Source organism: Streptomyces aurantiaciflavus (assembly GCF_049808595.1).
Taxonomy (GTDB): Bacteria; Actinomycetota; Actinomycetes; order Streptomycetales; family Streptomycetaceae; genus Streptomyces.
In genome coordinates this window covers 17,785-36,976 of the sequence record NZ_JBNCAQ010000006.1, presented here as the reverse complement: position 1 = coordinate 36,976, position 19,192 = coordinate 17,785, and the positions used below count along the sequence as shown (strand labels likewise).

Genomic DNA, 19,192 nt, shown 5'->3' with positions numbered 1-19,192 from the left:
GGGCGGTGTGCCCCGGTCGCCCCGGCCCGCGTGTGCGGCGCCAGGGGCGGCAGCGGGCCGGGGTCGCACCGAGCGACCCCGGCGGCGGCACGCCGTCCAGCGAGCCCGGTGCGGCCGCCGCTCCGTCCGCGCGAGCTCGTCCACCGCGGCCCGCGGAGCCACCGCCGGCGGCCCGAGCCGTTCACCGATCCTGGCCGCCGCCACGGCACGGACCGTGGGCGACGCGCTCCGGCGCACGACTCACGCGGCCTCGGACGGCGCCCCGGGCCCTCACAGCGGGGTGAGGTGCCCCGGGCCGGGCGTCGGCCGGGGCAGCAGCGCCGGTTCGGGGGAGGCCGTTCCCGGCTCCAGCGCCAGGACCGCCGCCACCGGGTGCTCCTCCTCGTGCGCGACGTCGGGCCGCGGCGCCGCCCGGGACAGCAGCACCACGCCCCATGCGGCCAGCCCCGCTCCCGCCAGCGCCAGGAGCACCCCTGCCGCCCCGCCCTGGAGCCGCTCGCCCAGCAGCGCGAGGCCGATCACCGCGGCGGCCACCGGGTTGGCCAGCGTCACCACCGCCAACGGAGCGCCCAGGCCGCCCCGGTAGGCGGTCTGCGACAGCAGCAGCCCGGCCGTGGCGAACGCGGCCACCAGCAGCGCCACTCCGATCACCTGCACGCTGAGCAGCGGGCCCGACCGGTCCGTCGCGGCCACCGTCACCGTCTGGGTGAGCGCCGAGGCGACGCCGGAGGCGAACCCGGACGCGGTCGCGTGCCGCAGTCCGGGCCGGGTGCCCGGCCGCGCCAGCAGACCGATCAGCGCGGTCGTCGTCCCCGCCACCGCGAGCGCCTCGGGCACGCTCAGCACGTCCTCCGGCGCCGGTCCGGACGCCGTGACCAGGAGGGCGGCCAGCCCGAGCAGGGTGAACGCCGTACCGCGCCACTCGGCCGCGCTGACCCGGCGGCCCGCGACCCGGGCGCCCATCGGCACCGCCGCGACCAGGGTGAGGGCGCCGAGCGGCTGCACCACGGTGAGCGGACCGTACTTGAGGGCCACGACGTGCAGCAGTGCCGCGCCGCCGTTCAGCCCCACGGACGCCCACCACGCGCCGCTGCCCAGCAGCCGCACCAGACCCGTGCCCGGGGAACGGAAGGCCAGTCGCTCCTGGGCGACGGCGGCGGCCGCGTAGGCGACGGCCGACAGCAGCGACAGGAGGACGGCGACCAGGCCGGCGCTCATCGGGCCGCTCCCACGAGCACCGGCTCCTCGGCGGGCGCGAGCCGCGGTGCCGCGCGTCCCGCCGTGGTCGCCGTGCGCCGCGGGGCGTGGATCACCGCGAGCGCGAGGCCGAGCAGGGCCGCCGCCACGAGGGCGTCGAGCCAGTAGTGGTTCGCCGTCCCCACGATCACCAGCAGCGTCAGCAACGGATGCAGCAGCCACAGCCAGCGCCAGTGCGACCTGGTCGCGACGATCAGGCCGACCGCCAGCATCAGCGCCCAGCCGAAGTGCAGGGAGGGCATCGCCGCGAACTGGTTCGACAGGTGGTCGGTCCGCGGCGGCCCGTACACCGACGGTCCGAACACCCGCGCGGTGTCGATCAGGCCGGTCGCCGCGAGCATGCGCGGCGGGGCGAGCGGGAACAGCAGGTGGAGCACCAGGGCGGCGGCCGTGACGGCGGCCAGCACCCGGCGGGCCCAGACGTAGTGCGCCGGGCGCCGCAGATAGAGCCAGACCAGGAAGGCGGCGGTGGCGGGGAAGTGGACGGTCGCGTAGTAGGTGTTGGCGACCCGGACGAGGGTGTCACCGTGCAGCAGCAGGGACTGCACCGCGCCCTCGCCGGGCATGTGCAGCCACCGTTCCACGTCCCACACGCGGTCCGCGTTGCGGAAGGCCTCGCCGGTGTGGCCCGTGGCCAGTTGCCGGCCGAACTTGTAGACGAGGAAGAGCCCTGCGACCAGCAGGAGCTCCCGGACTATCGGCGGCCGTGCCGGGGCGGCCGGCTCCGCTTCTGCAGGCTCGGTGCGGGCATTCATCCCCCGGCCCCTTCGCTGACGGTGGTGCGTGTGTGCGTGCTGCGGCGCGCCATCGATACGATGTCGTTCCGATACGGCAGTGTACCGATACGGTCCAGTACCGGTACACTGGCGTATCGATTGACTTAGGACACACTGGAACGAGGAATAAGGCCCCGACGGGCCGCCGGACAGGAACGAGGGGAAGCAGTGATGACGTCGCAGGCCGCGGACGGACCGGAGTCGGTCGCCGCCTCGCGCCGCTCCAAGCTCACGCCCGAGCGCGAGCAGGAGTTCTTCGACGCCGTCCTCGAACAGATCCGCGAGTGCGGATACGACGCCGTCACCATGGAGGGCGTCGCCGCCAGCACCCGGTGCAGCAAGTCCACGCTGTACCGGCAGTGGAGGACGAAACCGCAGTTCGTGGTGGCCGCGCTGCGCTCGCGCCGCCGCTCGCGGCTCGCCGGCATCGACACCGGGTCGCTCGCCGGGGACCTGCGCGAGGCCGCCCGGGCCGCGGGCCGCTGGTCCACGCACGACACCAAACTGCTCCAGGCGCTGGGGCACGCCGTCACCGAGGACGCGGAGCTCGCCTGTGCGCTGCGCGAGGCGCTGGTGAACCCGGAGATCGAGGCGCTGCGCCAGATCCTGCGGCGCGGTGTCGAACGCGGCGAGATCCGGTGCGACCACCCGGCGCTGGAGTACGTCCCGGCCCAGCTGTTCGGCGTCGTCCGCGCCCGCCCCGTCGTGGACGGGACCTACGCCGACGAGGACTATCTGCTCCGCTTCGTGGAGGCCGCCGTGCTGCCGGCGCTCGGCCTCACCTAGAGACCCGGGCCGCTGTCCGCGGGATGACCGGACGGCGACCCGCTCGCGCCGCACCGTGGGGACGGGGGCGGCGCGCACCCCCCGGCCGGGTGGGGTTCCCCTTGAGCGGAGGGGCGCCCCACCCGGCCGACCGGTGTGCGGGGCGGCTCAGACGTTCTGTCCGCTGCCGCCGCCGGTCGACACCTTGATGCCCTGGGTGATCGTGTCGATGACCGTCACGCTCTGGTCGGCGTCGACACCGAAGCGCAGCACCACCAGCCTCTTGGTGTCCGCGGGCGCCGGGAACGCCAGGGACTCGACGATGCCGTCGGCGCCCTTGCTGGTGACCGCCTTCCAGCGCACCAGATAGCCCTTCTGGCCGGCCACGGTGACCGCCTTCGAGGCGAGCACCTGGTGCGAGGTGATCGCGCCGTAGGTGGTGCCGCCGTAGGACTCCTTGGCGTTGGCCTCGATGTCCGCCTTCGCGACCTGCTCCGCCGTGTCCCCCTTGGTGCCCAGCGCCTCGGCCGGCGCCGAGTACACGCCCCCCTTGGTGCAGGTCTTCGAGGTGTCGCCGGGGCACTTGTAGGAGGAGTCGGAGGTGATCTGCGCGCCCACCCTCAGCTCCTGCCCGGTCCAGCCGCCCGGGATCGGGATGCTGATCCCGTTGAGCGCGTCGGTCACCGAGCCGCTCCTGATCTTGGGCGGCTCGGACTCGTCCGGCGAGGGCGAGGAACCGCCCGACCCGCCGGACCCACCGGAATCGCCCGGGTCGCCGAAGGGCCCGCCCTGGCCGCCGTTCTGCCCGCCGGAGCCGCCCGGACCGCCCTGTCCGCCCGGCCCCTGCGCCGTACCGGAAGCACCTGAGCCGCCGTCGTCCTTGGTCAGCGCGTACACGCCGACCCCGATGCTCGCGAGGACCGCCACGGCCGCCACGACGGCGATACCGGTGCGCAGCCCGCGCCGCCCACCCGCGCCCGGCGGCGGCGCGGGGTACGCCGGATAGGCCGGATACGCCCCGGCGGCCGGCCCCTGCGCCGGCGGACCCCAGGCTGCGGCCGAGCCCACGGGGCGGGTCTGGTCCGTCCACGCCCTGCCGTCCCACCAGCGCTCGGTGGCGGGACCGTCACTTGTCTGCCCGGGGTCGGGGTACCACCCGGGGGGAGTCACCTGCGTCATGCCCCCACCGTATGAGGCGTCGGTGAAAGCCGGATGAGAGGGAGGGCCGCTTGTCACACGAACCGGCCCGGCACACCGTGCCACTGTGGCGGGAAATCGACGTCAATTCGGCGGGCGTCACCCGCTGTTGACGTTCGGCGCCCTCCCGCGCAGGCCCGTCGGGGCGGCACGCTGTCCCTCCCGTCACCCGGCGGGGCAGCAGACGGCCCGACCGTCCTGTGCGCGGGCCCTCGGAGGGCTACGCTCAAGTCTGTACGTCGTTCGGGCGACTTGGGGAGGTAGCGGGATGACGGAGGTACGGCCGGCGGCGGCCGCCTCGGCTTCCCTGTGGGAGCGCGACGAGGAAGTCGCCGCCATCGCGCGAGCGGTGGAGACACTGCGCGCCGACCGGTCCTCCCCGGGCCAGGTGCACATGCTGCGCGGCGAGGCCGGACTCGGCAAGACCGCCCTGCTGGCCGAGACCCGCCGTATCGCCGAGGCCCGGGGCTGCACGGTGTGGTCCGCGCGCGGCGGCGAGACCCTCAGGTCCGTCCCCTTCAACGTGGTGCGGCAGTTACTGCAGCCCGCGCTGCTGTCCCTGCACCCCGAGGAGGCCCGCGAGTACCTCGGCGACTGGTACGACATCGCCGCCCCCGCGCTCGGGATCGCGGACCCGGTCGAGCGCCAGGCCGACCCGCAGGGCGTGTGCGACGGCCTGGTCGCCGCCGTGACCCGGCTGGCCCGGCGGGACTGGCCGCTCGTCCTGCTGGTGGACGACGCGCACTGGGCCGACCAGGAGACCCTGCGCTGGCTCGCCGCCTTCGTCGAACGCCTCGACGACCTCTCCGTCCTGGTCGTCGTGGCCCGCAGGCCCGGCGAGGTCAAGGGCGACGGCGCCCGCCACCTCGACACCGTCGCCGCCGTCGCCGGGCACTCCGTCACCAGCCTCAGCGCTCTCACTCCGGACGCGGTGGCCGGCCTCACCCGCGCCACCGTCGGCACGCACGCCGACGACCCGTTCTGCCGCGAGGTCTGGGCCGTCACCGGCGGCAACCCCTACGACACCGTCGAGCTCCTCGCCAAGGTCCGCGACAGCGAGCTGGAGCCGAGCGAGTCCTCGGCCACCGAACTGCGCCCCCTGAACCGCTCGGCCCGCGGCGGCGGCCTCGTCGACCGCCTGGAGGAACTGGGCGTCGACGCCACCCGGTTCGCCATGGCGGCCGCCATCCTCGGCGCCGACATCTGCGTCGACGAGGCCGCCCGGCTCGCCGGCATGGACCCCGAGGACGCGCAGCGCTGCGCCGGCCAGCTGCGCGACGCCCGCATCCTCACCGAGCCCGACCCCGCGGTGGGCCCCGTCGCCGACGGCGGCGGCCTGGAGTTCGTCCACCCGCTGATCGCCACCGCCGTCTACAAGTCCATCCCCGAGGGCCTGCGCCGGGCGATGCACGGCATCGCGGCGAAGGTCGTCCTGGACGCCGGCCGAGGCGTCGCGGCCGCCTCCCGCCACCTCCTCCAGGTCCACCCGGACGACGACGAGGAACTCGTCGAGCAGCTGCGCGAGGCAGCCCGCGAACACCTCGCCGTCGGCGCCCCCGACGCGGCCCGCCGCTGCCTGGAACGCGCCCTGAACGAACCACCCGCCCCCGAGGTCCGCGCACACGTCCTCCACGAACTCGGCTGCGCCACCCTCCTCACCGCGCCCGCCCGCACCATCGGCCACCTGCGGGAGGCGCTCGCCCTGCCCGGCCTCGACGGCGACGAACGCGTCGACGCCGTCTACCGCCTCTCCCAGGCCCTCCTGCACAACGACCAGCTGGAGGAGGCCGTCCGCACGGTCGAGGCGGAGGCCGCCCGGCAGGCACCGGGACCGGCGCGGATGCGGCTGCAGGCCGTGCAGTTCATGTGGGAGGGCATCCACGCCGGGGAGACCACCTCACCGGGCCGCTCGGAGAAGCTCGCCACGCTCGCCTCCACCTGCACCGGCCGGGACAACGCCGAGCGCGCCCTGCTCATCCTGCGCGGCTTCGACGCGATGACCCACGGCGAGAACGCCGAGGAGGTCGTCGAGTTCTGCGACCGCGCCCTCGTCAACGGCCGCCTCGCACCCGGCCTGGGCTGGACCGACCCCGAGTGGGGCCTCGAACTGCTGATGATGCTGGCCAGCGCGTACGTGTACACCGACCGGCTGGACCGCGCCGAGTCCCTCTTCAACGAGGCCCTGCGCACCTACGAGTCCTCCGGCTGGAGCGGCGGCCACCTCGCCGTCGCGCACGCCTACGTCGGTCTCGCCCACCGCCGCCGGGGCCGCCTGAAGGAGGCGGAGAAGTCCCTGCGGGAATCGCTGCGCATCGCCGAACGCGTCGGTCGTGGCCTGCCCCTGTACTGGTCGGCGACGTGCAACCTCGTCGACACGCTGCTCGTGCGCGGCCATGTCGACGAGGCGTGGCGGATCGCCGACGAGCACGGCTTCGTCCCGCCCTACCCGTCCACGATCGTCCTGCCCGACCCCCGCTCGGTGCGCGGCCGTCTGCTGCTCGCCGTCGGCCGCACCCAGGACGGCGTCAACGAGCTGGAGGAGGCCGGGAAGGCGGCGGCCGTCCGCGGCCACCGCAACCCGGTGATGGTGCCGTGGGCGGTCGACCTCGCCCGGGCCCTCGCCACCGACGACCCGGCCCGTGCGGCCCGGCTGGCCTCCGACGCCCGCCGCCAGGCCGAACGCTTCGGCACCGACACGGCCATCGGCGAGGCCCTGCGCTGCGCCGCCGCCCTGGAGACCGGTCAGCGCGCGGTCCGGCTGACCGCCCAGGCGATCACCTACCTGGAGTCCTCGCCCTGCCAGTACGAGCACGCCGCCGCCCGCATCGAGCACGGCATCGCCGCCCGCTCCGCGGCCGAACTCAACCGCGGCCTGACACTGGCGCGTTCCTGCGGCGCGGACGGCCTGGTCGCACAGGCACGACGGGCACTGGACCGACTGGGAGCACCACAGGTGGGCCTCGTGCCGGGCCAGGTGCGAGGGGAGAGTTAGGGCGCGTCCGGCGGATCACGCCGCAGACGTGGGGGCCCCTCGAACGTGCCTCAGGCGCCCAGCAGCTCGTCGGTGAGCCGTGTCAACCGCCGCCGTACCGCGGCGTCGTACGTCGCCTCGTGCGCCCGCGCCGGACGCGTCCCGTCGAAGAAGCCGCCCGTGCCCACGTCCCGTGTGGCCGGGACCAGGACGCCGGGCGCGCCGTCGGCGACCGTGCTCAAGGGCGCGACCCCGCCCTCGCGGACCATCGCCGTGTCCATGAAGGTCGCCGGATGCACCACGTTCACCGAGACACCGCTGCCCGCCAACTCCTCGGCGAGGGTGAAGGTGTGGGCGGCGAGGGCGAACTTGCCGCGGCAGTACGCGGCGAAACCGTCGTAGCCGCGGGTGAACTGCGGATCGTCGAAGTCGACCGGCTCCTGACCGATCGAGCCGACGTCGACGATGCGCGCGGGGGTGTTCGCGCGCAGCACCGGCAGCAGGGCACGGGTCAGGGCGACCGGCGCCAGGTAGTTCACCGCCAGCCGCAGTTCGTACCCGTCGGCGCTCACCTCGCGGCCCGCGCCGGGCGCACCGGCGCCCACGCCCGCGTTGTTGACGAGCACATCGAGCCCGGGGTAGGCCTCGGCGACCCGCGCGCCCAACTCGCGCACCTGGGCGAGGGAAGCGAGGTCGGCGACGAATCCCCGGGCCTCGCCCTCGGTGCGCAGCTCGTCGACGAGCCGCTCGGTGCGGCCCGGATCGCGGCCGTGGGCGAGGACCAGGTGTCCGGAGCGGACGAGTTCGAAGGCCACGTAGCGGCCGAGACCGGAGGTGGCGCCGGTGATCAGGACGGTGGACATGTCCCCACCGTAGGCGGGGCGGAGGACATCCGCCTGATCCCGCCGGGACCACGACCGGCGGTGTCACCCTCGGACCGGCGGTGTCGCCCTCGGTCGTCGCGGCCCTCCCCGTCGTCTCCCTCGGTCGTCACCCTCGGTCGTCGTCCTCCTCGGCCAGCACCCGCTGCGCCGTCGCGAACGCCGAGTTCGCCGCCGGGACCCCGCAGTAGACGGCCGTCTGGAGCAGGACGGCGCCGATCTCCTCGGGGGTGAGCCCGTTGCGCCGGGCCGCCCGCACATGCATGGCCAGCTCGTCGTAGTGGCCGTGCGCCACCAGCGCGGTCAGCGTGATCATGCTGCGCTCGCGCCGGCTGAGGGTCGGGTCGGTCCAGATCTCGCCCCAGGCGTAGCGCGAGATGAAGTCCTGGAAGCGGGCGGTGAAGGGGGTCTGCCGGGCCTGCGCGCGGTCCACGTGCGCGTCGCCCAGCACCTGCCGCCGTACCTCCATGCCCCGCTTGGCCCCACCGCCGAAGTGGGCCCGCAGGGCCGTCAGCACCGCCTCGGGGCACTCCGCCGGCGCCAGATGGGAGGCGCCCGGGATCTCCACGAGCGCGGCGCCGGGCACGGCGTCCGCGATCTCCCGCAGATGCGCCGGCGGCGTCGCGGGGTCCTCGCGCCCGGCGATCAGCAGGGTGGGGGAGGTGATCTCGGGCAGCCGGTCCCGCAGATCGAACGCGGCCAGCGCGTCGCAGCACGCGGCGTACGCCTCCGGATCGGCGTCGCGGTGATCGGCGACCAGCTCCGGCACGGTGAATCCGGGGGTGAACCAACGGGCGTTCGCGCTGTCCGCCAGCCCGGCCAGTCCCTCGCGCCGCACCAGCGCGGCCCGCTCCTCCCACGGCCGGGAACCGTTGAAGTGCGCCGACGAACAGATCACGGCGAGCGACGTGACACGCTCCGGGTGGTGCACGGCGAGATGCAGCCCCACCGCGCCGCCGAGCGAGACCCCCGCGTACGCGAACCGCTCGATGCCGAGCGAGTCGGCGAGCGCGAGGACCAGGTCGGCGAGGTCACCGACCGTCGCGCCCGCCGTGATGAGACCGGCCGCCGAGCCGCCGTGCCCCGGCAGGTCCCAGCGGACCACGCGATGGGTGATCGACAGCTCGGGGGCGACCCTGTCCCACAGGGCGCAGGAGGTGCCGAGCGAGGGACCGAGGAGCAGCGGGGGTGCGGAGGCGGGCCCTTCGGCAAGGTGGTCGAGGAGTTTCAACGTCGCTCCAGAGCGCGGTCGGTGAGGGCTTGGGCGGAGCCGGTGTAGTGCGTGGGATCGAGGTCGACGTCCGCCAGCTCCGGTGCCCGGTCGAGCGGGCGCCCCTCGGACGCCAGCCTGGTGAGCAGCTCCTTGGCGCGGGCACGGCCCAGCACCGGGGCCAGCTCGGCGGACAGCCGCTCGGAGACGATCAGCCCGTGGGTGAGATCGAGGTGTTCGCGCATGACGTCGGGCCTGACCCGCAGGCCTTGGGCCAGCTCGACGGCATCCCGCGCGGCCCCGCCGACCAGCCGCAGCAGTTCCCTGAGCGGCTCCCACTCCGCGTGCCAGGCCCCGGCCGGCCGCTCGTCCTCCGCCGCCAGCGACCCGTACAGCGTGGCCGCGAGGTGAGGCGCCCGCCGCGCCGCGGAGGCGATGAGGGTGGACCGTACGGGATTGGACTTGTGCGGCATGGCGGACGAACCTCCGCCGCTGCTCTCCGCGACCTCGGCGATCTCGGTGCGGGAGAGGGTGAGGACGTCCACGGCGAGCTTGCCGAGCGCGCCCGCCGTGAAGGCGAGGCACCCGGCGAGGTCGGCGACGGGCGTCCGCAGGGTGTGCCAGGGCAGGTCGGGTGCCCGCAGGCCCACCTCGCGGGCGTACGCGGCCGGCAGCGCGGTCGGATCGCTCGCTCCGTACGCCCCGAACGCCGCCAACGTCCCTGCCGCGCCCCCGAGTTGGGCGGGCAGTGAGTCCCGTACGGCCGTCACCCGGTCGCGTGCGTCGAGCACCAGCGACCGCCATCCGGCCGCCTTCAGGCCGAACGTCGTCGGTACGGCGTGCTGGGTGAGCGTCCGCCCCGGCATCGCGGTGTCGCGGTGCTCGGCGGCCGGCCCGGCCAGCGCCCGTTCCGTACGGCCGAGGTCGCCGAGGACCAGGTCGAGTGTCCGGACCGCGACCAGCATCGTCGCCGTGTCCATGATGTCCTGGCTGGTCGCGCCCCGGTGGACGTAGGCGCCGTACTCGTCGCCGACCGCCTTCGTCAGCTCCGCGACCAGGGGGATGACCGGGTTCCCGCCCGCGCGGGCCCGCTCGGCGAGGGACCGCACGTCGAAGTGGTGGGCGCCGGCCGCCTCGGTCACCGCTGTCGCCGCCTCGGCCGGGGCGAGACCCAGCGCCCCCTGGGCCCGGGTCAGCGCGACCTCGGCTTCGAGCAGCGCCCGCAGGTAGGCGGCGTCGCTCGTCGCGGTCGCGGCGGGGGAGCCGGCCCACCCCGGGGCGAGCAGGCCGGTGTCGGCTTCGGCGGGGTCGACGGGTGGTGTCACCGGAACTCCAGGAAGACCGTCTCGCCTTCGCCCTGCAGGCGGATGTCGAAACGGTATGTCCCGTTGCCCTGGTCCACCGCGATCAGCGTGTCGCGGCGTTCCGCGTCCAGCCGGGACAGCAGCGGGTCGGCGGCGAGTGCCGCCTCGTCGTCCGGCAGGTAGATCCGGGTGTACAGGTGCACCAGCAGCCCGCGCGCGAAGAGGCACACGCTGAGGTACGGCGCGCTCCGCCCGCGCGCCCCGGGGCGCAGCGTCCGCGCGGTCCAGTGGCCGCCTGCGTCCGTCTGGACGCGGCCCCAGCCGGTGAACTCCACGCCGTTGCGGCCCAGGAAGCCGCCGCTGGCCGGGTCGCGCCGCATGGAGCCGTCGACCTGCGGCAGGTTGCCGTCCGGGTCGGGCCCCCACAGTTCCACGAAGGCGTCCGGCAGCGGGTTGCCCTCGCCGTCGGTGATGAAGCCCTGGAGGGCGATGGTGTCGGGGTGGCCGACCGGGGCGATGTCGCCGCCGCCGGGGAACGGCAGCGCGTGGCCGTAGAAGGGGCCGACCGTGTGCGACGGGGTGGGGAGCACGGTCTCCGGACGACTGGTGTCGATCTTCGTCATGGCAGGTCAGCGTCCTTCTTCGATCCAGGTGGCGTGCGGCCCGTCGAGCACGATGTCCCAGTGGTAGCCCATCGAGAACTCCGGCACCGACAGACTGTGGTCGTACGTCGCGACCAGCCGCTGCCGGGCCGCGTCGTCCGTCACCGACTGGATGATCGGGTCGTACGGGAACAGCGGGTCGCTCGGGAAGTACATCTGCGTCACGAGCCGCTGGGTGAACGCCGTGCCGAAGAGCGAGAAGTGGATGTGGGCCGGCCGCCAGGCGTTGACGTGCTGACGCCACGGGTAGGGGCCCGGCTGGATGGTGGTGAAGCGGTAGAAGCCGCTGTCGTCCGTGAGGGTGCGGCCGACGCCGGTGAAGTTCGGGTCCAGCGGGGCGTCGTGCTGTTCGCGCTGGTGGGCGTACCGGCCGGCCGAGTTGGCCTGCCAGATCTCGATCAGCTGGCCGCGGATCGGGCGGCCGTCGCGGTCCAGGAGCCGGCCCTCGACGGTGATCCGCTCGCCGATGGGCTCTCCGGTGTGCTGCCGGGTGAGGTCGTTGTCGATCTCGGTGATGTCGCGCTCGCCGAAGGCGGGGGAGGACAGTTCCACCAGCTCCGGGTCCTTGGTGACGTCGATGGCGACCGGCGGCTGCTTAGGGTGGCGCAGGACGGAGGAGCGGTAGGGGGCGTAGTCGCGGCGCGGGTGGTGCTCGACGGGGGCGCCGTCGGCGATCCGCTTCTCGTACGCGGCGTGCTCGGCCGCGATCTCCTGGTCGATGTCGTGCTGTGTGAGAGACATGGGGTTTCCTGAGGGTTCCGACGGGCTCGTGGAAGTCGGGGCGCGGGACTGTGTTCGATGTGCGGCTCCGCCGCGACGGAGGTCCCTCCTGCTCATGGGGGTCCCCCGCTCATGGGTCCCCCCTCTGGCGAAGCCGAGAGTGGGGGAGGAGCCGAGAGTGGGGGAGCGGCCGGCCACGGACGGCCCGCGGTGTCCGATCGGCTCTCCCGGCGGAGCGCCTAGCGTTCGAGGACGAGGGCGAGGCCCTGGCCGACACCGATGCAGAGCGTGGCGACACCGGTGCCGCCGCCCCTGCGGGCGAGCTGGTGGGCGACCGTGCCGGCCAGGCGGGCACCGGAGGCGCCCAGCGGGTGGCCGAGGGCGATGGCGCCGCCCTGCGGGTTGAGGATCGCCGGGTCGAACTCGGGCCACTCGGCGACACAGCCCAGTACCTGCGCGGCGAACGCCTCGTTCAGCTCCAGCAAGGACAGGTCGTCGAATCCCCTGCCCGCCTTGGCGAGTGCCCGCTCGACGGCCTCGACGGGGGCGAGCCCGAAGTAGTGCGGGTCGATCGCCGACACCCCGGTGGCGGACACCCGGGCGAGCGGTTCGCGGCCCGTGGCCCTGAGGCCCTCCTCGTCGACCAGGAGCAGGGCGGCGGCGCCGTCGTTGAGGGGCGAGGCGTTGCCCGCCGTGACCGTCCCGCCGGACGTACGGAAGGACGGCTTGAGCTTGGCCATCGCCTCCAGGGAGGCGTCCGGCCGTACCGACTCGTCGGCGGCGAGAACGACCGGGTCGCCCTTGCGGCGGGGGACGGTGACGGGCGCCATTTCGGCGTCGAACAGGCCCGCGGCCTGGGCCTCGGCGGCCTTCCGGTGGCTGCGCAGGGCGAACTCGTCCTGCTGCGCACGGCTGATCTTGTGCTTCTCGGCGATCAGCTCCGCGCTCTCGCCCAGCGGGACGGTCCACTGCGGGTCCATCCTCGGGTTGACCATGCGCCAGCCCAGCGTCGTCGAGTACAGCTCGGCGTGCCCGGCCGGGAACGGCTTGTCCGACTTGGGCAGCACGTACGGTGCCCGGGTCATCGACTCCACGCCGCCCGCCACGGCGACGGAGGCGTCGCCGACGGCGATGGCGCGGGCCGCCTGGACGACCGCCTCCAGGCCGGAGGCGCACAGCCGGTTGACCGTCACCCCCGGCACGGAGGTGGGCAGGCCCGCCAGCAGGGCGGCCATGCGGCCGACGTTGCGGTTCTCCTCCCCGGCGCCGTTGGCGTTGCCGAAGTAGACGTCCTCGATCCGGGCCGGGTCCAACTCGGGTGTACGGGCGAGGAGTTCACGGATGGCGTGGGCGGCGAGGTCGTCCGGGCGCACCGAGGACAGACCGCCGTTGTAGCGGCCGATCGGGGTGCGGACCGCGTCGACGATGTAGACGTCCTTCACATCAGGTCCTTCACTTCAGGTCGTCCGCGACGATCAGCTTGGCATCGGTCTTCGCCGTGATCTCGTCGACGCTCACGCCGGGCGCGGTCTCGACGAGCACCAGTCCGTCGTCGGTCACGTCGAGGACGCCGAGGTCGGTGATGATCCGGTTCACGCAACCCTTGCCGGTCAGCGGCAGCGCGCAGTCGGTGAGGATCTTCGGGGAGCCGTCCTTGGCGGTGTGCGTCATCACGACGATGACGGTGCGGGCGCCGTGGACGAGGTCCATCGCCCCGCCGATCCCGGTGATCAGCTTGCCGGGGATGGCCCAGTTGGCCAGGTCGCCCCGCTGCGACACCTGCATCGCGCCGAGCACGGCGACATCGATGTGTCCCCCGCGGATCATGCCGAAGGACAGCGCCGAGTCGAAGAAGGACGCCCCCGGCAGGACCGTCACGGTCTCCTTGCCCGCGTTGATCAGGTCGGGGTCGACCTGGTCCTCGGTGGGGTAGGGGCCGGTGCCCAGGATGCCGTTCTCCGACTCCAGGACCACCTCGACGTCGTCCGGGAGGTAGTTGGGGATGAGGGTCGGCAGTCCGATGCCGAGGTTGACGTACTGGCCGTCCCGCAGCTCGCGCGCGGCGCGGGCGGCCATCTCCTCGCGTGTCCAGGCCATCAGTCGCTCACCGTCTCTCGTGCCGCAGGCGCGGAAGTCGTGCGCTTTTCTATGCCCTTGTCGGCCGCCTGGTCGGGGCTCAGCACGATGACGCGCTGCACGAAGATGCCGGGCAGATGCACCGTGTCCGGGTCGATCTCGCCCGGCTCGACGAGTTCCTCGACCTCGGCGACGGTGATCCGGCCGGCCATGGCGGCGAGGGGGTTGAAGTTGCGGGAGGACTTGTTGAAGACCAGGTTGCCGTGCCGGTCGCCCCTGGCCGCCCGGACCAGCGCGAAGTCGGTGCGGATACCGCGCTCCAGCACGTAGTCGGTGCCGTCGAACTCCCGCACCTCCTTGGGCGGGGAGGCCAGCGCGACGCCGCCCTCACCGTCGTAGCGCCACGGCAGACCGCCCTCGGCGACCTGCGTGCCCACGCCCGCCGGCGTGTAGAAGGCGGGGATGCCGGCGCCGCCGGCCCGCAGCCGCTCGGCGAGCGTGCCCTGCGGGATCATCTCGACCTCCAGTTCCCCGGCCAGGTACTGGCGCGCGAACTCCTTGTTCGCGCCGATGTAGGAACCGGTCACCCGGGCGATCCGCCCGGCGGCGAGCAGGACCGCGAGGCCGGACTCCATCGCCCCGCAGTTGTTGGAGACGACCGACAGTCCGGTGACGCCCCGCTCGTACAGCGCCCGGATCAGCACGTTCGGCACACCGCTCAGCCCGAATCCGCCCACCGCGAGCGACGCGCCGTCCGGCACATCGGCCACGGCCTCCAGGGCCGTGGCGACCACCTTGTCCATCCGTGAAGCCCCATCCCGTCCGAGCGCCCTCGCGGCCGAGGAGGCCCGCAGTTAGTCAGGGCACTGATTATTTCAGCGAGGTGTCCCTCACGCTGCCATCGGACGCGCGGTGCGTCAAGGTCTCGGAGAAAGCAGAGGTCAGATCGGTGCGAACAAGCCGCAGACAGTCACGGGACCGCCCGGTATTGTTCAGTACACCAACGAACACGACCTCGGGAGCACGCATGGCCGCGGTGGACCTCTCCACCCACCCCGGGCACCTGGCCCGGCGGTTGCAGCAGGCGCACTACCTGCTGTGGAACACGATGGTTTCCGAGGAGATCACCTCACCGCAGTTCGCGGTGCTGAACGCGCTCGTCGCCGAACCCGGCCTGGACCAGCGCACGGTGGGGGAGCGGGTGGGGCTCGACCGCTCCACGATCGCCGAGGTGATCAGCCGCCTCGGCCGGCGCGGACTGCTCGACAAGGTCCGCGACCCGCAGGACGGCCGCCGCTTCCTGCTGCGCCTCACCGACGAGGGGCTGCGCACCCACCGCAAGCTGACCGTGCGCACGGCCCGGATGAACCAGGTGTTCCTGGCCCCGCTCTCCGCCGAGGAGCAGACCGTCTTCTTCGACCTGATCCAGCGCGTCTCGGACGCGGCCGAAGGGCTCCGCAACCCGGCGGAACCCCTCGCCGCCCCCTCCTGAACGCCCCTCACGCGTCTCAACCCCTCACGCGTCTCCGGCCGCCGCGCAGGTCTCGCTCACGCCTTCGCGTACACCACCCACACCTGACCCTCGGCGAAGGCGACCCGCCGGCCGTCCCGGGTCGTGAACTCCGTGCCGTCCATGGCGCTCGCCCGCTTCCAGTTCACGTCGTAGGCGCGCCCGTCGCGCAGCACCTCCGCCCTGCCCGTACCGACCGTCTCCGTGTACGGCGTGGTGTTGCCGAGGAAGTCCTTGAAGGCCGACGGGCGCACGTCGACGTACTGCACGACCACTGTCGCGGGCGCCGGCGGACCCCCGTCGGTCGTCGTGGCCGCTTCGCCGTCCATCGACACCAGCCAGCGGTCCCGGCTCTCGGACCAGCTGAAGGTGAAGCGGGCCGCCGGGTAGCGCACGGTCCGCGAGGTCCGCGGCGTGCCGCCGGAGGGTGCGGGACCGTAGTGGAAGCCGGTGGTCAGTGCGGCCGCGCCCGGTGCGGAGGGGACGAGCCGGTCGGGGCGCAGGTAGAGGTTGTGGGGTGCGGGCCTGTTCCGGTCGCGGTAGTAGGCGCGCTCCGCCTCGTCGGGCGTGACCGCCTCCAGCGGCGCCTTGCCGATCAACGGCAGCAGCTTGCTCTGCGCGCCGGAGAAGGCCAGTACCGGCCGGTCGAACTGGCGCAGCAGCTCCAGATCGGACTCACGGGCGCTGCGCACCGCCCCGACGGCCCGCGGCAGCTTCGTCGCGTACACCGCCATCAGCCGGCTCAGACCGCCCTCGACCTGTTCGACGTACACGATGTCCGCGGCGTTCAGGCCGGTGTGGGGCCGGGCGGCACGGGCGTTGTCGATCTTCACGGCGAGTGGCGGGCCGACGGCGGAGGGGGTCGCGCCGGCATGGGCGAGTGGCGAGCCGGCGGCGGAAGAGGGGGTCACGCTGCCGTCGGCGCGTGGTGAACCGGTGGGGGAGGAGGGGGTGGCGCTGCCGTCGGTCAGGGGCGCACCGGCGGCGGAGGGGCTCATGCCGCCGGCGGCGAGGGGCGGTGCGACGGCGGAGGAGATCACACCGCCGCTGCGGGGCGGCTCCGGATCCCCGCCGCGGCCGTCGTCGGCCGGCCCGCCTCCTGTGGTGCAGCCGGCCGCCAGTGAAACCGTGAGCGCGGCGGCCAGTACGGCCGCGGCGGCCGGCCTCCTGCGCGCTCCTGGTCCCCTGACCGGTCTCGTCGCGGTCGGTCCTGCCGTCACCGGTCTTGCCGTGACCGGCCTTGTCGCGGCCGGACTCTCCCCCGCCGACGCCACGTCCATCGTCGCCACCCCGTTTCATGCCTTGATAGTGCTCTTATCAGATGTTTGCTGGCTATACCCGATCAGTTTCGATAGTTCGCACCGAATAGGCCGATTGGTCCAGGCGGGACCCGGGCGGGGGTTCAGGACCGGGGCGCGCCGGGTACCCGGGCCGCACCCAGGACCCGGCCCCCCGACACGGCGGGACCCCCGGACTTCGGTGGAGGGAGCGCGGCACGATGAAGGCAGTGACCTGGCAGGGGAAGCGGGACGTTCGGGTGGAGACCGTGCCCGACCCGACGATCCAGGAACCGACGGACGCCGTCATCCGCGTCACGTCCACCGGACTGTGCGGCTCCGACCTGCACCTCTACGAGGTGCTCACCCCGTTCATGACCCCGGGCGACATCCTCGGCCACGAGCCGATCGGCATCGTCGAGGAGGTCGGTGCCGGGGTGCCCGATCTCAAGGCCGGCGACCGGGTCGTGGTGCCGTTCCAGATCGCCTGCGGCAGCTGCTGGATGTGCCTGAACTCCCTGCCCACGCAGTGCGAGACCACCCAGGTCACCGGCGAGGGCATGGGAGCCGCCATCTTCGGCTACACCCGCCTGTACGGGGCGGTGCCCGGCGGCCAGGCCGAGTACCTGCGCGTCCCGCAGGCCCAGTTCGGCCCCATCAAGGTGCCGGAGGGCCCGTCCGACGACCGCTTCGTCTACCTGTCCGACGTCCTGCCCACCGCGTGGCAGGCGGTCGCCTACGCCGACGTCCCCCAGGGCGGCAGCGTCGCCGTGCTCGGCCTCGGCCCGATCGGCGACATGGCCTGCCGCGTCGCCCAGGTGCGGGGCGCCGGGCGGGTGTTCGGCGTGGACCTGGTCGGCGACCGGCTGCGCCGGGCCCACGCACGCGGCGTGGAGACGTACGACCTGCGCAACTTCGACAGCGAGAAGGAACTGGTCGCCGCGATCCGCGACGAGACCGACGGCCGCGGCCCGGACGCCGTGATCGACGCCGTCGGCACCGAGGCCCACGGCAGCGCCGCCGCCAAGCTGGCCCAGACGGCCGCGGGCCTGCTGCCCCGCAGGATCGGCGGCCCGTTCGCCGAGCGCTTCAGCGTCGACCGGCTCGCCGCCTTCCACACCGCCATCGAGCTGGTGCGCCGCGGCGGCACCATCTCGCTGTCCGGCGTGTACGGCGGCATGGCCGATCCGCTGCCGATGCTCACCATGTTCGACAAGCAGATCCAGCTGCGCATGGGCCAGGCCAACGTGCGCCGCTGGACGGACGACATCATCCCGTACCTCACGGACGAGGACCCGCTCGGCGTCGACGACTTCGCCACCCACCGGCTGCCGCTGTCGGAGGCCCCGCAGGCGTACGAGATGTTCCAGCACAAGCGGGACGGCGCGGTGAAGGTACTGATGACGCCGTGAGGCATGGCACCGCGCGTCATGAGGCGGTGCGTCACGCCTCGCGGGGAGTCCCCAGGATCTCCGTGAGGTCGTAGCGCACCGGCTCCTCCAGCTGCGCGTAGGTGCAGCTCTCCGCGGTCCGGTCCGGACGCCAGCGGCGGAAGCGGGCCGTGTGCCGGAACCGGGCCCCGCTCTCCATGTGGTCGTACGCCACCTCGGCCACCCGCTCCGGCCTGAGCGGCACCCAGGACAGGTCCTTCCTGCCCGACCAGCGGCTCGGCGCGCCGGGCAGCCGGGCCGTCTCGTGCGCGGCCTCCTCGGACCAGGCGGCCCAGGGATGGCCCTCGACGTCCGCCATGCGCAGCGGCTCCAGCTCCGCCACCAGCTCGGCCCGGCGCTTCATGGGGAAGGCGGCGGACACACCGACGTGCTGGAGGACGCCCCGGTCGTCGTACAGCCCCAGCAGCAGTGAGCCGACCACCGGTCCGCTCTTGTGGAGGCGGTAGCCGGCCACGACCACGTCCGCCGTGCGCTCGTGCTTGACCTTGAACATGGCGCGCTCGTCCTGGAGGTAGGGCAGGGTGAGCGGCTTGGCGATCACACCGTCCAGACCCGCTCCCTCGTACTCCTCGAACCACTGCCGCGCCACCTCGACGTCCGTGGTCGCCGGGGCCAGGTGCACGGGCGGTGTCACCCCGGCCAGCGCCCTGGTCAGCAGCGCCCGGCGGTCGCTCAGCGGCACGTCGAGCAGCGACTCGTCGGCCAGCGCCAGCAGATCGAAGGCGACGAAGGACGCCGGAGTCCGTTCGGCCAGTGTGCGCACCCGGGAGTCCGCCGGGTGGATGCGCTCGGTCAGCGCGTCGAAGTCCAGCCGCCCCTCCCGCGCGATCACGATCTCCCCGTCCAGCACGCACCGCTCGGGCACCCGCTCCCTGAGCGCCCCCACCAGCTCGGGAAAATACCTGGTCAGCGGCTTCCCGGTACGGCTGCCCAACTCGACGTCGGACCCGTCACGGAACACGATCGCCCGGAAGCCGTCCCACTTCGCCTCGTACTGCATGCCCGGCGGGATCGCCGCCACCGACTTGGCGAGCATCGGCTTCACGGGTGGCATCACCGGCAGATCCATGCTCCGATTCTGCGCTTCTTCGCGAGGTGCCGCCCGGTGTGCGCGCCCGGGGAGGTGCGCCTACCG

Annotated in this window: 17 protein-coding genes; 4 read left to right on the top strand and 13 right to left on the bottom strand. The window is 73.7% G+C overall.

Going from position 1 to position 19,192, the window contains the following annotated elements:
• Nucleotides 1-270 precede the first annotated feature (270 nt).
• The gene (locus tag ACPT94_RS08230) at nucleotides 271-1,218 is read right to left on the bottom strand and encodes a DMT family protein (RefSeq protein WP_425245511.1); all 948 of its coding nucleotides are present in this window, start codon (nucleotides 1,216-1,218) and stop codon (nucleotides 271-273) included.
• The gene (locus ACPT94_RS08225; RefSeq protein WP_360341175.1) at nucleotides 1,215-2,012 is read right to left on the bottom strand and encodes a phosphatase PAP2 family protein; all 798 of its coding nucleotides are present in this window, start codon (nucleotides 2,010-2,012) and stop codon (nucleotides 1,215-1,217) included. Before ACPT94_RS08225 ends, ACPT94_RS08230 begins: the two co-directional genes overlap by 4 nt.
• A gap of 192 nt (nucleotides 2,013-2,204) precedes the next feature.
• Here ACPT94_RS08225 and ACPT94_RS08220 point away from each other — a divergent pair, with 192 nt between their 5' ends.
• A complete protein-coding gene (locus ACPT94_RS08220) occupies nucleotides 2,205-2,819 on the top strand; it encodes a TetR/AcrR family transcriptional regulator (protein WP_360341172.1) in 615 nt (204 codons plus the stop codon).
• A gap of 147 nt (nucleotides 2,820-2,966) precedes the next feature.
• On the opposite strand, the gene ACPT94_RS08215 is transcribed toward ACPT94_RS08220, so the two are convergent.
• Entirely contained in the window at nucleotides 2,967-3,977 is a 1,011-nt protein-coding gene (locus ACPT94_RS08215) for a DUF2510 domain-containing protein (RefSeq protein WP_360341169.1), read from the bottom strand.
• A 286-nt stretch (nucleotides 3,978-4,263) separates the two neighbouring features.
• On the opposite strand from ACPT94_RS08215, the gene ACPT94_RS08210 reads away from it, so the two are divergent.
• A complete protein-coding gene (locus tag ACPT94_RS08210; protein WP_425245510.1) occupies nucleotides 4,264-6,987 on the top strand; it encodes an ATP-binding protein in 2,724 nt (907 codons plus the stop codon).
• 50 nt (nucleotides 6,988-7,037) lie between these two features.
• On the opposite strand, the gene ACPT94_RS08205 is transcribed toward ACPT94_RS08210, so the two are convergent.
• The 8 genes from ACPT94_RS08205 to ACPT94_RS08170 all read right to left on the bottom strand — a co-directional run bounded on the left by ACPT94_RS08205 (nucleotide 7,038) and on the right by ACPT94_RS08170 (nucleotide 14,622).
• Complete coding sequence (locus tag ACPT94_RS08205) at nucleotides 7,038-7,829, bottom strand: SDR family NAD(P)-dependent oxidoreductase (RefSeq protein WP_360341163.1); 792 nt, start codon at nucleotides 7,827-7,829, stop codon at nucleotides 7,038-7,040.
• 127 nt (nucleotides 7,830-7,956) lie between these two features.
• On the bottom strand, nucleotides 7,957-9,078 hold the full coding sequence (pcaDC, locus tag ACPT94_RS08200; RefSeq protein WP_360341160.1) for a bifunctional 3-oxoadipate enol-lactonase/4-carboxymuconolactone decarboxylase PcaDC: 1,122 nt from the start codon (nucleotides 9,076-9,078) through the stop codon (nucleotides 7,957-7,959).
• On the bottom strand, nucleotides 9,075-10,382 hold the full coding sequence (pcaB, locus tag ACPT94_RS08195) for a 3-carboxy-cis,cis-muconate cycloisomerase (protein ID WP_360341157.1): 1,308 nt from the start codon (nucleotides 10,380-10,382) through the stop codon (nucleotides 9,075-9,077). Before pcaB ends, pcaDC begins: the two co-directional genes overlap by 4 nt.
• Nucleotides 10,379-10,984, bottom strand: a complete 606-nt coding sequence (gene pcaG / locus ACPT94_RS08190; RefSeq protein WP_360341154.1) for a protocatechuate 3,4-dioxygenase subunit alpha — start codon at nucleotides 10,982-10,984, stop codon at nucleotides 10,379-10,381. Before pcaG ends, pcaB begins: the two co-directional genes overlap by 4 nt.
• Before the next feature lie 6 nt (nucleotides 10,985-10,990).
• A complete protein-coding gene (pcaH, locus tag ACPT94_RS08185) occupies nucleotides 10,991-11,764 on the bottom strand; it encodes a protocatechuate 3,4-dioxygenase subunit beta (protein ID WP_360341151.1) in 774 nt (257 codons plus the stop codon).
• A 218-nt stretch (nucleotides 11,765-11,982) separates the two neighbouring features.
• On the bottom strand, nucleotides 11,983-13,185 hold the full coding sequence (locus ACPT94_RS08180) for a thiolase family protein (protein ID WP_425245509.1): 1,203 nt from the start codon (nucleotides 13,183-13,185) through the stop codon (nucleotides 11,983-11,985).
• A gap of 10 nt (nucleotides 13,186-13,195) precedes the next feature.
• Complete coding sequence (locus ACPT94_RS08175) at nucleotides 13,196-13,840, bottom strand: CoA transferase subunit B (RefSeq protein ID WP_360341143.1); 645 nt, start codon at nucleotides 13,838-13,840, stop codon at nucleotides 13,196-13,198.
• Nucleotides 13,840-14,622 carry a CoA transferase subunit A gene (locus tag ACPT94_RS08170; protein ID WP_360341140.1) on the bottom strand — a complete coding sequence of 261 codons (783 nt, stop codon included), beginning with the start codon at nucleotides 14,620-14,622 and terminating at the stop codon, nucleotides 13,840-13,842. Before ACPT94_RS08170 ends, ACPT94_RS08175 begins: the two co-directional genes overlap by 1 nt.
• 224 nt (nucleotides 14,623-14,846) lie before the next feature.
• On the opposite strand from ACPT94_RS08170, the gene ACPT94_RS08165 reads away from it, so the two are divergent.
• Nucleotides 14,847-15,311 carry a MarR family winged helix-turn-helix transcriptional regulator gene (locus tag ACPT94_RS08165; RefSeq protein ID WP_360341137.1) on the top strand — a complete coding sequence of 155 codons (465 nt, stop codon included), beginning with the start codon at nucleotides 14,847-14,849 and terminating at the stop codon, nucleotides 15,309-15,311.
• A 56-nt stretch (nucleotides 15,312-15,367) separates the two neighbouring features.
• Here ACPT94_RS08165 and ACPT94_RS08160 read toward each other — a convergent pair whose 3' ends face one another.
• Entirely contained in the window at nucleotides 15,368-16,549 is a 1,182-nt protein-coding gene (locus tag ACPT94_RS08160; RefSeq protein ID WP_425245508.1) for a DUF3048 domain-containing protein, read from the bottom strand.
• 278 nt (nucleotides 16,550-16,827) lie between these two features.
• On the opposite strand from ACPT94_RS08160, the gene ACPT94_RS08155 reads away from it, so the two are divergent.
• On the top strand, nucleotides 16,828-18,018 hold the full coding sequence (locus ACPT94_RS08155; protein WP_360341131.1) for a zinc-dependent alcohol dehydrogenase: 1,191 nt from the start codon (nucleotides 16,828-16,830) through the stop codon (nucleotides 18,016-18,018).
• 31 nt (nucleotides 18,019-18,049) lie between these two features.
• Here ACPT94_RS08155 and ACPT94_RS08150 read toward each other — a convergent pair whose 3' ends face one another.
• Entirely contained in the window at nucleotides 18,050-19,126 is a 1,077-nt protein-coding gene (locus tag ACPT94_RS08150; protein ID WP_360341128.1) for an ATP-dependent DNA ligase, read from the bottom strand.
• Nucleotides 19,127-19,192: the final 66 nt, after the last annotated feature.

Excerpts from the sequence above, each read along its gene's own strand:
- ACPT94_RS08230 (WP_425245511.1), bottom strand. The coding sequence starts at position 1,218 with ATGAGCGCCGGCCTGGTCGCCGTCCTCCTGTCGCTGCTGTCGGCCGTC.
- ACPT94_RS08225 (WP_360341175.1), bottom strand. The coding sequence starts at position 2,012 with ATGAATGCCCGCACCGAGCCTGCAGAAGCGGAGCCGGCCGCCCCGGCA.
- ACPT94_RS08220 (WP_360341172.1), top strand. The coding sequence starts at position 2,205 with ATGACGTCGCAGGCCGCGGACGGACCGGAGTCGGTCGCCGCCTCGCGC.
- ACPT94_RS08215 (WP_360341169.1), bottom strand. The coding sequence starts at position 3,977 with ATGACGCAGGTGACTCCCCCCGGGTGGTACCCCGACCCCGGGCAGACA.
- ACPT94_RS08210 (WP_425245510.1), top strand. The coding sequence starts at position 4,264 with ATGACGGAGGTACGGCCGGCGGCGGCCGCCTCGGCTTCCCTGTGGGAG.
- ACPT94_RS08205 (WP_360341163.1), bottom strand. The coding sequence starts at position 7,829 with ATGTCCACCGTCCTGATCACCGGCGCCACCTCCGGTCTCGGCCGCTAC.
- pcaG (WP_360341154.1), bottom strand. The coding sequence starts at position 10,984 with ATGACGAAGATCGACACCAGTCGTCCGGAGACCGTGCTCCCCACCCCG.
- pcaH (WP_360341151.1), bottom strand. The coding sequence starts at position 11,764 with ATGTCTCTCACACAGCACGACATCGACCAGGAGATCGCGGCCGAGCAC.
- ACPT94_RS08175 (WP_360341143.1), bottom strand. The coding sequence starts at position 13,840 with ATGGCCTGGACACGCGAGGAGATGGCCGCCCGCGCCGCGCGCGAGCTG.
- ACPT94_RS08170 (WP_360341140.1), bottom strand. The coding sequence starts at position 14,622 with ATGGACAAGGTGGTCGCCACGGCCCTGGAGGCCGTGGCCGATGTGCCG.
- ACPT94_RS08165 (WP_360341137.1), top strand. The coding sequence starts at position 14,847 with ATGGCCGCGGTGGACCTCTCCACCCACCCCGGGCACCTGGCCCGGCGG.
- ACPT94_RS08155 (WP_360341131.1), top strand. The coding sequence starts at position 16,828 with ATGAAGGCAGTGACCTGGCAGGGGAAGCGGGACGTTCGGGTGGAGACC.
- ACPT94_RS08150 (WP_360341128.1), bottom strand. The coding sequence starts at position 19,126 with ATGGATCTGCCGGTGATGCCACCCGTGAAGCCGATGCTCGCCAAGTCG.